We start from the raw sequence: 12,510 nt of genomic DNA, 5'->3' as shown, positions 1-12,510 counted from the left end.
CCTTAGGGGATCTTGATTATTATTACAGTAATATTATCAGGCCCACCTTTTTCATTGGCCAGAGCAACCAGTTTCTGTGCCGCTTCCTCTGGACTGTAATCCTTTAAAATATCAGCAATTACCGCATCTTCCACTACATCAGTTAGACCATCGGTGCAGAGCAGCACTAGATCTGCAGAATTAAGCGTTCGGGTAAAAGTCTCAATCTCAATCTCACCGATGCCTAAGGCCTGAGTCACCACATGGCGGTGGGGGTGGTTAACAGCGTCATCTTTTGATAAATTGCCGTTGCGGATCAGCTCACCCACTAAAGAATGATCAGAGGTAACCTGCTCCAGCTTACCGTTTGTTAACACATAGGCGCGGCTGTCGCCCACATGGCCGATATACAGCTGATACTCTCCCTGCTCTTCAGCTATATAGGCAAGAGTGACAGTCGTTCCCATTCCGCTGTAATCTGGAGTCTGAGCTTCTGTCTGGACCACACGGTGAGCTTTTGTAATGGCACCCAAAACGGCCTCTAAAGGCTCCTCCTCATTAAATCTGTAATCTTTAAATACATCAACAGCCAGCTGCGACGCCACTTCCCCCGCCTGGTGCCCTCCCATGCCATCGCAGACCGCAAAGACATGTTCAGATATCCAGTAGGCATCTTCGTTGTGGTCCCTCACTAATCCATTGCTTGTTGCTGCTCCCACTCGCACGCTTCTCACCTCGTATCAGTCGAACTCCTTAAGCATCGCCTTTACCATCCGGATGCCAAAACTCAAGAGCCAAAGCACAATTATCACTTTGATTAAACTCTGAAGCAGACTCACCTTATTCACCATCCTGAAAAATGATGGTGGTAGTTCCGACTCGGATCTGATCTCCACTTTGTAATACCTGCTCACCAATCCGCTGGTTATTGACAAAAGTGCCATTAGTACTTTCGTTATCGATAAGTTTCCACTGTCCGTCCACCGACTCCAGCCAGGCGTGGACTCGGCTCACGTTCTGATCTTTAATAACGATATCGCATTTGTGGCTTCGGCCGAGGCTCTGCCGTCCACCGCTTAATGAATGGACATACTCATGTTCATGGTTCTCAATGACTAGATGAGCCTGCTTTTTGATCTTATCTGGAATACTAAAGATCTGCGTGTGACCAAAATCAGCCTGGGGTGCGGTTACCGAAAACTCACCGGTCTCACTTTCACTCTGTTCTAAAAAACCAGCCTCGATACGGATCGCACCCAAATCCAAATCAGGATCTGCCGTGAAATTGATCCATAAATTGCCAATAAAGCTTAAGTTTTCTTTTTCGGCTTTTTGCTGTAAAACTCCTTTTAATTCCTGAGCAAGAGTCTGCTTTAGGGACTCAAATTCAATCAGCTGATTAGGATTGAGATAAATCTGATACTGATTCGGCACATAAGTCTTAGCAATGCTGACACGTTTATTGCCTTCCATAACTTTTAAAAGTTTCCTGCCGATCTCGATCGGCTGAATGGGACTGGGATTATTTCTGCGAAATACTCCTTCCAGTAAATTTTCAATCAGATCCTCAATACGGTCAAGAATCTTCATCAAGATCCTCCCTAGTTGACTGTTTTAGCTGTCCGCAGGCCGCGTCAATATCGGTGCCGCGCTCTCGGCGGATGCTGGTGGGGATTTGGTAATCACTCAACAGATTCATAAAACCTTCCGTAACTTGCTGCGGGGGCCGCTCATACCCGGCAGAGACAGGATTTACCGGAATTAGATTGACATGGCAGTTTAAACCTGACATTAAATCTGCCAAATTTTTGGCATCAGCCGGGCTGTCATTAAAGCCGGCAATCAGGGCATACTCAAAAGTAATCCGCCTGCCTGTTTTATCGCAATAGTAGCGGCAGGCTTCCATCAGCTCGGCCAGAGAGTAAGCTCTGGCTATGGGCATGATGCTCCTACGCTTCTCATCATCAGCAGCGTGGAGGGAAACCGCTAGGCCTACTTGATCGTTTTCATTGGCCAACCGGTAAATCTTAGGTACGAGCCCGCAGGTGGAAATGGTAAACCGCCTCCACCCCAGGTTCATTCCCGCGTTGGAGTTAAGAATTGAGATCGCTTCCATCACCTTGTCATAATTGTGAAAGGGTTCGCCCATACCCATAAAGACAATATTCGTTATTTCGCCCCAATCCCTGCTGATGAACTCAATTTGGCGGCAGATCTCACCGCTGGTGAGGTTGCGATCAAAGCCGGCCTTACCTGTAGCGCAGAAGGTGCAGCCCATGGCGCAGCCAACCTGACAGGATACGCAGATGGTCCTGCGGGACTGCTCTGGAATCATCACCGCTTCAATGGTCCGCCCATCATAGAGCCTAAACAGGTACTTAACTGTGCCATCGCGGCTCACCTGCTTGATCACCTGATCCATCACAGTAAAACGAAACCGCTCCTGAAGATACTCTTTAAGATCTTTTGGCAGGTTGCTCATCAGGTCCAGATCATTAATTCCATGCTTGTGAATCCATTGGAAAATCTGCACGGCGCGAAACCGCGGAAACTGATCTTCCCCGATAATTGTCTGCAAATTATCTAATGTGAGACTATTGATCTCTAGTTTATCCCGTTTTTGCACAATCTTTCCTCCTATATCCCATCGGATAGAGCTGCTGCCGAGAGGTTAATCTACTTAATGAGGTGATGTCATGCATAAAAGCAGCAAGGTCCACTTTCTGACCGCCTATGTAGAATACCTACTAACCAGCGGTATCCGTTCTGAAGAATACTACGTCGGCGATGCCAGCCGCTTCCTTCGCTATCTTTTAGCCAATATTACTGAGGCAGATGTAATCAACTTCATCAATCATTCTGCCCAATCAACTTCTTATAAAAACCGTCTGCGCAGAACACTCCGGAAGTTCTTTGTCTTCGGCAGCGAAGTACTGGCAATCGAAAATCTTTCCCTAATATTAAAAAAAACCAGATGATTGCTCATCCAGTTTTTAATCATGGTCGGGGCGACACGATTTGAACGTGCGACCTTCGCGTCCCGAACGCGACGCTCTACCAAGCTGAGCCACGCCCCGTATGCTTACTTGTTTAGTATAACCCTTAAGCTGGAAATTGTCAACCATAATTTTTTATTCCAGCTGAAGATTATACTCCACACAGACACAGCCGGAGCGGGACTCAGAAGTGATTTACATCGCGGCAACAGCTATTTCTTCTGCCAGTTTTGCAATTACTAACGAATTGGTGGGCACCCTTTCCCCTCGATGAGTGCCGCATAACTCGCTTATGTATTCGGTGTTGCCGTTTTCCCACGCAGCTACTACAGCGTTGCGGATCGCGGCTTCCACGCCTCCAATCGTTGCATTATATTTGTCTGCAAGGGCCGGATAAATTTCTTTGGTAAGGGCTCCCCCGACATAGCCGCGGCTCTGGCACATCAGCACCGCATCCCGCAGATAAGTAAATCCTTTAAAATGCGGTGGGATCCCCATTTCATGTAAGAGCTTAACAATGCGCTTTTCCGGCAACTCGCGCACCGGCCTATGATACTTTCCATGATCTTGATGGCTGATTTCCCGGCCAGTTTCCGGACCCTCCTGTGTAAATTCACGGATTCTTTCTGCAAGTAGGGCTAGGCTAAAGGGTTTGACTATAAAGTAATCGACACCTAGTTCGGTGAGACGGGACAGGAGTTCGTCGCGGCTGAAAGCAGTTAGGACAATAATCCTCGGGCGAGGATCTAAATCCATTGTTTCCATCCGCTCTAAAACACCAATTCCATCAAGATGCGGCATGGTAATATCTAAAATCATTACATCCGGCCGCAGTTCAGTCAGCTTGACCAAAGCCTCTTCCCCATCATAAGCAACTCCGACCGTTTCCATATCTGGCTGACTGTCGAAAAATTCCGCCAATATACTGCACAATTCGACATTATTATCAACAACCAAGATCCGCATCATTTTAATTTTCCCTCATCCCTTCATCCCCTTCTCCTCTCTAAAGATAGTAATTTTTCAATTCGCCACAAAATTACACTTTCCTGCTCAAAATAGATTGTTTGCTATTTTACATATAAAGAACCCGTCAATACCATAAACAAATGGAAGAATGGTGAGCATTCCCTCGGTTTGGGAAGGTGGAAACCATTCCGGAAGGGGCGATAACTGAAAAGAGGGATATTTTTCTAATAACCAGGCGATCATGTCTTCATTTTCTTCAGGTTCTAATGTACATGTGGAATAAACTAAGATTCCTCCTGGTTTTACCAATCTGGCGGCATTTCCCAAAATTTTGCGCTGAATCTCAGCCAGATCGAAGATATTCTGCTCCGTTTTATGCCAGCGGGCATCAGGTTTATGGCGCAGAACACCCAATCCGGAGCAGGGGGCATCAACCAAGACTCGGTCTGCCTGAGGAAGCTCAATCCCAGCGGCATCGCCTACTCTAATATCAATAATGGAGACACCCAATCGCTCGGCATTATTCCGAATCAGACCTGTCTTAGCTTCAGTTTGGTCAACAGCTAAAACTCGGCCTTCATTGTCCATCAGTTGAGCCAAATGGGTGCTTTTTCCGCCAGGAGCGGCGCACAGATCATAGACAGTCTCACCCGGTCGGGGACCCAAGGCGTGGGCGGCCAAAGCAGAGCTTTCGTTTTGGATGTAGTAGTACCCCGCTTGGAAATATGGCTCACTCGCTAGATCAATGCTTTTATCACAGATCAAAACATCTGGCGCGAACTGCGCGGGAACCGCATTGATCCCCCGCTCCAAAAAATAGGCTTTCAGCTCATCTCGAGTAATCTTAAGCGTATTTACCCGGACATGGAATTTGGGATTAAGATTATTAGTTTCGCAGAGCTTGATGGAATCAAGTTCTCCCCAGCGCTTGACCCAGCGCTTGACCATCCACTCGGGATGGGAGTACTTAACCGCGATGTGCCGCACGGGATCCGCCTCTAAACTAGGAAAATCTATCTCGCTGCGCTTTCTAATCAGATTGCGAAGCACAGCGTTAACAAAGCCTCCGGCACCCCGCCGCTCTTTTTTGGGAATCAGCTTCACGCTTTCGTTAACGGCAGCTGCAGGCGGAATCCGATCCAGATACTCGAGCTGGTAAGCACCCAGCCGGAGAATAGAGCGGATATTAGGCTGCAGCTGATCCACTCTGCGGCGGCTTACTTTGTTCAAGAGATAATCAAGGCTTTTCTGCATTCTCACAGTGCCGTAGGCAATTTCAGCCGCTAATGCCTTGTCCAGCTCCGAAAGATGGTATTCTCCAAACACTTGATTCAAGGCATCACTGATAAAAGCTCCGTTTTCGACCATCAGTAGTACATCTAAAGCTGCTTTCCGTGGATTTAGTTTGCTGTTCATTGGTACACACCTCAAAAAAACCGGCGATTAGCTCGCCGGCTGATTTATCGTTCTCTTGCGTTGCGCAGCACCAGCAGCCGAAGCAGCTGCATTGCTGAAACAGCTACTGCCGCCACATAGGTTAAAGCGGCTGCGGACAGTACTTCCTTTGCTTTAGGCCGCTCGGCCTGGGTAATAAACCCTGCTTCCGTCAGCATATTCAGTGCCCGCCGCGATGCGTTAAACTCAACAGGCAGAGTAACAACTTGAAACGCCAGAGCAGCAACAAAGAACCAAATTCCGATCGTTGTTAAAACCGGAATTCCGAATAAAAGACCAATGAAAAACAGCGGAAACGCTGCCTGAGAGCCAAAGCTAGCTACAGGCCACAGATTATTGCGAATTCCCAGGGGAACATAGTTCTCCGCGTGCTGCACCGCGTGACCGGTTTCATGGGCCGCAACACCTAAAGAAGCCACACTGCTGCTTTCATAAACCGGTTTGGAGAGCCGCAGGGTTTTGGTCCGCGGATCATAGTGGTCGGTCAGAGTACCTCTGGCCATTTCAATCCGCACATCATGGAGACCATTGGCATCCAAAAGATAGCGGGCCACCTGCGCCCCTGTGTAGTTAGAAGAGGCGAACACCCGCAGATATTTGCGGAATGTCGAGCTAACCTTGCTCTGAGCCCACATGGCAAAAATTAATGCCGGCAGTACTAAAATCCAGGTAGGATCATAATAAAAGAACATTTCAGCACTCCCTTTACTCATAGTTTTTGCAGTTCAGCCCATTTTACTCTAATACAGCCTGAACCGCCTTTTCGATTTCCCGATAATCAACAGTAGTGTTAAAACAGGGACCATGGGGTCGCTCGTTCGTAATGCCGTAAACTTGGACCCTTTCAATGTCCGCGATCCCGCTGGCAAGATCACGCTCGCAGGCAACAGCCAGCACCACCTTGGGTCTAAGTTCCTTCACCTGCCGTCTGGCAAGAGTGCCGCCAGTGGCTACCGCTACATTCACCCCATAGCGGTCTTTAAGCTTGAGAATATCAGCAATCACACAGCGGCCGCAGCGGCGGCAGTTGTCAGCATCGGTGGTAACCTTATACTGGCAGTCGGCAAGCTGCAGACAGTGGGGAAGCAGAATCAGCACCTGCTCAGGTCTGGCCTTTACAGTCCGGAGGCTGGTTAAACGGTTGCGGATAGCAATAAACGAGCCCCGCACCCGATCCTTATCAATTCCGAACAAACTGCCCAGACCAACAGCTGCCGGATACAGGAAGTTAATCAGCCAGATTGATGGACCTTCCAAGCCGGGTATGGTTCTGCCGCGGTGGAGAGTGATTGAGAGGCCGAGTAAGATCAGAATGCCCACAGCGAAAATAATGCCAATCACCGCGAGCAGAAAATAACTGGTAAAACTGAAATAAAAGATACCAAGGGTAAGCGCGAACACCAGGGCTAAACATCCGCCCACTAACCCCACAAACAGGCGGGGACTTTGATTAACTCTCATCGGGTGCTCCTAAATACTGGCCAATCTGAAGCCGCATTCCATTGGCCGCATCATAGGCAGACATGATCCGAGCGCCCTGGCGCTGTACCTGCTTTAAAAGGAGACCACCTTTCCCTGTTCCCACCACTATGCCTTCTGGCGCAATCTCCAAAATCTCACCCGGGCTGCCGCCGCTGATTTCAATAACTTCAGTTTCCCATATCTTCAAAATCCGGCTTTCAAAATAAGTATAAGCAGTCGGCCAGGGATTCAGGCCCCTTACCAGGTTGTGGATGCTTGCCGCATCCTGATTCCAGTCGATTTCTCCATGGCTTTTCTCTAATTTATATGCAAAAGTTGCCTGATCATGATCCTGCGGAATGCGGGGAGCTGTGCCGGCTGCAATCTGCTTCAAGGTTTCCCCCAGCAGCTCAGCGCCTTTGACAGCTAGGCGGTCATGAAGGGCACCAGCGGTATCGGTGGGATAAATCGGTTCCTCTGCTTTTAAAATCATGTCTCCCTCATCCCAGCCTTCGCTGAGATACATTGTGGTGACACCGGTTACCTCATCACCATTGATAATTGCGTATTGGATCGGCGCTGCACCCCGGTATTTAGGCAGAAGTGATGCGTGGACATTAATACACCCATGCTGCGGCAGTTCAAGCAGAGCTTTGGGAATTTTTTGGCCGAAAGCAACCACCACAATTACATCTGGTTTCAGCTGCTCCATCTCGGCTAAAAACGCTTTTGTGCCCACTCGTTCTGGCTGCAGAACCGGAACACCGTACTCAAGGGCCTTCTCCTTAACCGGAGAAAACTTAATGCTTTGGCCCCGGTCCCGCCGGCGATCCGGCTGAGTTACCACGGCCAAGAGTTCATGGTCACGAGCGGTAACCTCCAAACTCGGCACGGCAAACTCCGGAGTGCCCATGAAAACTACCCGCATGCTACTCGTCCCCTTCTACAGAAAAAATATCTTTTTTGTCGACTAAGTCTACATACATAATACCGTTGAGATGATCAATTTCATGCTGCAGAGCCCGCGCTAATAATCCTTCACCTTGAATGCGGATCGGTTTGCCTTCTTCATTGATCGCTTCTACGACAACCTCCGCCATGCGTTTGACATAGGCTTGTTTGCCTGGAATGCTTAAACAGCCTTCCACATCGATAGCTTCACCTGATCCGGACACGATCTCGGGATTGATTAGAACAATCGGTCCCTCACCCACGTCGATTACGCAGATCTTTTTACTTATCCCCACCTGAGGTGCGGCCAAACCTGCCCCATCAGCAGCGTACATGGTTTCAATCATGTTCTGGATCAGTCTTGATATCTTCTTCGTTATTTTTGTAACCGGTTCTGTCGGTTGCCTCAGAACCGGATCACCTATTGTTACAATTTTCATTACAGCCATTATTAACCCTTCTTTCCAAATCAGCATAATTAATTATACCACACTGCTTATAATAAGAACAAGGGATCGGGATCAACGCTGACTGTGAACTCACCGTCATTCTGCGGTAGATCCGTCAATAGTTGACTGATCTTGCGGCCTGATTTGATGATAATATGCCAGCGGTAGCGTCCCTTGATTTTGGAAATCGGTGCCGGTGCCGGTCCGTAAATCACTGCATCAGGTACCCGCTCTGTCAGCAGTTTATGCAGATCCCTGCTTTTTTGGGAAACCGCAGCCTCACTTCCCTGAATCAGGATCCGCACCATATGCCCATAGGGAGGATAGGCCAATGCCCGGCGGTAAGAAACTTCCTGGCGGTAAAACTCAAGATAATCATGTTTTTTTACCGCTGCCACCGCATAATGTTCCGGATCATAGCACTGAATGATCACCCGACCGGGTTTTTCACCCCGTCCAGCCCTCCCTGAAACCTGCATTAACAGCTGAAAAGTGCGCTCTGCCGAGCGAAAATCCGGGAAATTGAGGGCGAAATCGGCGCTGATTACGCCCACCAGAGTCACGTCCGGAAAATCGAGACCTTTAGCAATCATCTGGGTGCCAATTAACACATTGGCTTCTCCACGGCGAAACTGACTTAACAGCCGCTCGTGGGCGCCTTTTCGCCTAGTTGTATCCGAATCCAAGCGCACTGTTCGGGCTTGAGGAAAGTTGTGGCGGATAAACGCCTCCAGCTGCTGCGTTCCGGTGCCAAACTGCCTTAAATAGCGGCTGGCACACTCCGGACAGCTTGGAGGGAGTTCCTGCATATAGCCGCAGTAATGGCATTTCAACCTATTATCCTGATGATAGGTCAGTGAGACATGGCAGTTGGGGCAGCCCACCACATAACCGCACTCGCGGCAGAGGACAAAAGCTGAGTACCCCCGCCGATTCAGGAGGATAATCGCCTGCTCGCCGTTGGCCAGGGTTAAGTTAAGCTCCTCAGTGAGCTGCCTGCTGAACATAGTGCGGTTGTCCGCAGCAAACTCCTCCCGCATATCCACTAAAGAGACTTCCGGAAAAGGACGATTGTTTACCCGCCGCGGCATCTCTACCAGACGGAATTCACCCCTCAGAGCGCGGTGGTAGCTCTCAAGAGAAGGAGTGGCGCTTCCCAGCACCACCACTGCCCCATGCTGCTCTGCCCTTTTAATCGCCACACTCCTGGCATGATATTTTAACAGGCCATCAGCTTGTTTGTATGCGCCTTCATGCTCCTCATCAATTACAATCAGTCCGATATTTTTCAAAGGCGCAAACACTGCTGACCTTGCTCCAATCACGATCGGTACCTCACCGCGGAAAATGCTCAGCCACTGATCATAGCGCTCACCCTCCGATAACCCGCTGTGAAGCACCGCAATTTGTCCGGGAAATCTCTGGGTAAACCGGGCGATCGTCTGCCCAGTTAAGGCAATTTCCGGAACAAGCATAATCGCCTGTCTGCCCTGGTTCAGGCAGTGATCGATCGCCCGCAGATAAACCTCGGTTTTGCCGCTGTCAGTGACACCATGAATTAAGATGGGCTTTTTAGCACCGGTGCACTCTTCAATTACAGCGGTCAGCGCTTGATTTTGATCGGGTGTTAAAACTGGCACCGCTTTTTCATCTGCTCTAAACTTAAGCTCCCGCTCAATCGTTTCCTCTTCCAGAGTAATAAAGCCTTTGGCCTCTAAAGCCCGCAGCGTTTGATAGCCCGTATCTGTCTTTTGACACAGGCCGCTCGCCAGCTGCCGCGGGTTTTCCATAAGTTCCAAAAGTACCTGCCGCTGTTTTACCGCGCGAGGAGAAAGCTGGGCCAAATACCCATCCACCTTTTCCGGATCGACAAGCGCTGCTGCCAGCTGCTTTTTCTCGCTCACTCTTTCTTTCCCATACCTGGTTCCGGCCGGCAGAAAACACTGGAGCGCTTGAGAATACAGCCCCGCATAGGTTTCCACCATCCAGCGGGCTGTATCCAGCTGCTCCGGAGTTAACACCGGTTCTGGATCAAGAATTTTGATGATCGGCTTAATTTTGTCCGGTGCCAGATCCACTTTATCAACGATCTCCACCACATAACCTTCTACCCGGCGCCGCCCAAAAGAGACTAAAACACGATGACCGCACTTCAGATCTTGGAGGTGCTCCGGTATGCGGTAGTGAAATGGTTTATTAACTGAACTGACTTTTACATCGACAATTACACCAGCAAACTTAAGAATTGGTGTCACCTCCCCTCTGCTAATCTGCCAAAAATCTATTTTTTAGTCTTAAAGTAACGGTTGACCAGGAACTCCATCAGCTCACTCGGGTAAGCTTCAACCGGCTCTGGCCCCTCGCGAAACACCATGCAGTGAGGATGTTCCGGTGTATAGGGGCGCCAGTGGGGCTGTTCTTCACCGGTAATATCTTGGCCGTTGGGATCTCCGCTCTTGATAAAATAAGCCCAGTAATTGCACATCTGGCGTGCCAAATCATAGTGTTTGCCTACAAAAGGCCGCCAGCACTTAGCTAAAGTTTCAAAGAAAAACCATAAATCAACAGAATGGAATGTTCCGGGATTATCCCAACCCGGTATTTCCCCGTCAAAGTTATAATAATAAAGCGGTGTTTTTCCGCCTGTCTCGGCATTAGCCCTGCCAGCAACCCTAATTGCATACTCGATGCTGTTGACCGCTGTGCGCCGGACCACTTCGGCAGTGGCACCGGATTCCAACTGGCAGATGCTTAAAAACTCCTCCGCATCGTCACCGAAAATCTCCACTGCTAAATTCTCAAACTCCGGTTTCGATGCTGCCTGCAGCACTGCAAAAAACTCTGAAGAAGTGTGCCCAGCCATCACCGGCACCTGAAGGCGCTTGTTTTCCAAAAACATGTCAAAAGGACTGCCCGGGCAGAACACACCATCAATCACAGTTCCCCAGAATCCTTTATACTCTAAAGCCTTATCCATTAAGTACTGGGCATCTAAATCCCGGGCTTCAGCAAGGGAAGATACGCCCAAAAACTTGAAAAACTCGATACCCTTCTGCTCCGCTTCAGCTAAACCTGTGCCTAACAGCGGCGACCGGCGGCGTCCATACACAGGAGCAAACATGCCGCTTTGAATTATCGCCCTCTGGAATAAGCCCTCGTTCTGGTGCGAAGTGAGCTGAACCAATACGCTGCCTCCACCGGCAGACTGGCCGCCGATGGTGATGTTATCCGGATCGCCTCCAAAAGCTGCGATGTTGCGTTTGACCCATTTGAGGGCGAACTGCTGATCCAGATGACCAAAATTCGTGGGAGCATCAGGTGCTTCTGCCGTCAGCTCTGGGTGGCTTAAAAACCCAAACACATTCACCCGGTAGTTAACTGTAACTACTACGATTCCCCGACGGGCGATCCGCTCCCCATCGAACTCCATTTCTGAGGTGTAGCCCATCTGGAGCCCGCCGCCGAAATACCAGACATAGACAGGCAGCCTCTCATCGGCGCTTACTGCCGGTGTCCAGATATTCAAGTACAGACAATCCTCACTCATGGGCAGATCCGGATCGACATGCCACTCCCGGCTGTACAGATCCTTCTTATTTACCCCCGGTCTCGCCTGCATCGAGATGGGCGCAAACTGAAACGCTTCCAAGACTCCATCCCAATCTTCTGCCGGTTGAGGTGCCCGCCAGCGATTTTTGCCAATGGGCGGCGCGGCAAATGGAACTCCTTTAAAGCTGGTGATGCGGGGATCAGCAGCGGGCAGGCCCCGCACAATCCCGTTTTCAGTCCTAACTTCCCTCAGCACAGCTAACACTCCTTTCAGCTTACCCGCTCGGGCATTATTTATCAAGGGCTAAAGCAGTAATCTGCGGCTGGTAATTTCCTTTAAAACATAAGCGCACAAAATTATACAAGCCGTGGGTCCACACTGCAAAGGTGTGGTCTTCACCCTTTAATTCAATTAGATACAAGGCATTAAGGTTTTCGCCGGCAGCATCCGCGAGTCCATTAACTGAGGCGCGGTAGGTCTGAAGCGAGATGTGATCCGCATCGCCGCAGGTAATGTAGAGCAGATCCAGCTTGTGCTCAGCTGCTGCAATACCTGCGCCTAACACACTCCCGGTACTGGAAGTAGGAGCATTAGAGAAGGCACCGACATGGGCAAACAGATCCTGGAGTCCCGTTGCCAGCACAGTTTGACCAAGTCCATTTCCGTAGTTTACAGAAACAAAGCGGTATCCGCCCAGAAC

Annotated in this window: 13 protein-coding genes and 1 tRNA gene; 1 reads left to right on the top strand and 13 read right to left on the bottom strand. The window is 49.6% G+C overall.

Annotation, left to right across the window (positions count from 1 at the left end):
- Positions 1–2 precede the first annotated feature (2 nt).
- The 3 genes from GX019_08595 to rlmN all read right to left on the bottom strand — a co-directional run bounded on the left by GX019_08595 (position 3) and on the right by rlmN (position 2,605).
- The gene (locus tag GX019_08595; protein HHT37213.1) at positions 3–713 is read right to left on the bottom strand and encodes a Stp1/IreP family PP2C-type Ser/Thr phosphatase; all 711 of its coding nucleotides are present in this window, start codon (positions 711–713) and stop codon (positions 3–5) included.
- 106 nt (positions 714–819) lie between these two features.
- On the bottom strand, positions 820–1,569 hold the full coding sequence (locus tag GX019_08590) for a DUF3662 domain-containing protein (GenBank protein HHT37212.1): 750 nt from the start codon (positions 1,567–1,569) through the stop codon (positions 820–822).
- Complete coding sequence (gene rlmN / locus GX019_08585) at positions 1,556–2,605, bottom strand: 23S rRNA (adenine(2503)-C(2))-methyltransferase RlmN (GenBank protein HHT37211.1); 1,050 nt, start codon at positions 2,603–2,605, stop codon at positions 1,556–1,558. The genes GX019_08590 and rlmN overlap by 14 nt, the downstream gene beginning before the upstream one ends.
- Before the next feature lie 70 nt (positions 2,606–2,675).
- Here rlmN and GX019_08580 point away from each other — a divergent pair, with 70 nt between their 5' ends.
- A complete protein-coding gene (locus GX019_08580) occupies positions 2,676–2,957 on the top strand; it encodes a hypothetical protein (protein HHT37210.1) in 282 nt (93 codons plus the stop codon).
- A gap of 22 nt (positions 2,958–2,979) precedes the next feature.
- Here GX019_08580 and GX019_08575 read toward each other — a convergent pair.
- The 10 genes from GX019_08575 to GX019_08530 all read right to left on the bottom strand — a co-directional run.
- Positions 2,980–3,056 (bottom strand) — tRNA-Pro (locus GX019_08575).
- Between the two features lie 114 nt (positions 3,057–3,170).
- The gene (gene spo0A / locus GX019_08570; GenBank protein ID HHT37209.1) at positions 3,171–3,944 is read right to left on the bottom strand and encodes a sporulation transcription factor Spo0A; all 774 of its coding nucleotides are present in this window, start codon (positions 3,942–3,944) and stop codon (positions 3,171–3,173) included.
- An 84-nt stretch (positions 3,945–4,028) separates the two neighbouring features.
- On the bottom strand, positions 4,029–5,360 hold the full coding sequence (gene rsmB / locus GX019_08565) for a 16S rRNA (cytosine(967)-C(5))-methyltransferase RsmB (protein HHT37208.1): 1,332 nt from the start codon (positions 5,358–5,360) through the stop codon (positions 4,029–4,031).
- A 44-nt stretch (positions 5,361–5,404) separates the two neighbouring features.
- On the bottom strand, positions 5,405–6,091 hold the full coding sequence (locus tag GX019_08560; GenBank protein ID HHT37207.1) for a zinc metallopeptidase: 687 nt from the start codon (positions 6,089–6,091) through the stop codon (positions 5,405–5,407).
- Between the two features lie 43 nt (positions 6,092–6,134).
- Positions 6,135–6,860 (bottom strand): DUF116 domain-containing protein, encoded by a 726-nt coding sequence (locus tag GX019_08555; GenBank protein ID HHT37206.1) that lies wholly within the window; start codon positions 6,858–6,860, stop codon positions 6,135–6,137.
- Entirely contained in the window at positions 6,850–7,788 is a 939-nt protein-coding gene (locus tag GX019_08550; protein ID HHT37205.1) for a methionyl-tRNA formyltransferase, read from the bottom strand. Before GX019_08550 ends, GX019_08555 begins: the two co-directional genes overlap by 11 nt.
- Position 7,789: 1 nt before the next feature.
- Positions 7,790–8,260: a peptide deformylase gene (gene def, locus GX019_08545; protein HHT37204.1), complete on the bottom strand. Its 471-nt coding sequence runs from the start codon at positions 8,258–8,260 to the stop codon at positions 7,790–7,792.
- Between the two features lie 47 nt (positions 8,261–8,307).
- Complete coding sequence (gene priA / locus GX019_08540) at positions 8,308–10,515, bottom strand: primosomal protein N' (GenBank protein HHT37203.1); 2,208 nt, start codon at positions 10,513–10,515, stop codon at positions 8,308–8,310.
- Positions 10,516–10,541: 26 nt separating this feature from the next.
- Positions 10,542–12,065, bottom strand: a complete 1,524-nt coding sequence (locus tag GX019_08535) for a carboxylesterase family protein (GenBank protein ID HHT37202.1) — start codon at positions 12,063–12,065, stop codon at positions 10,542–10,544.
- Between the two features lie 34 nt (positions 12,066–12,099).
- Positions 12,100–12,510: hypothetical protein (locus GX019_08530; GenBank protein HHT37201.1), on the bottom strand; the 411-nt coding region annotated here is incomplete at its 5' end.

The organism is Bacillota bacterium (assembly GCA_012837335.1).
Taxonomy (GTDB): Bacteria; Bacillota; Limnochordia; order Darwinibacteriales; family DTU012; genus DTU012.
The sequence above is the reverse complement of the archived record's forward strand: the minus strand, read 5'-3'. Positions and strand labels throughout refer to the sequence as shown.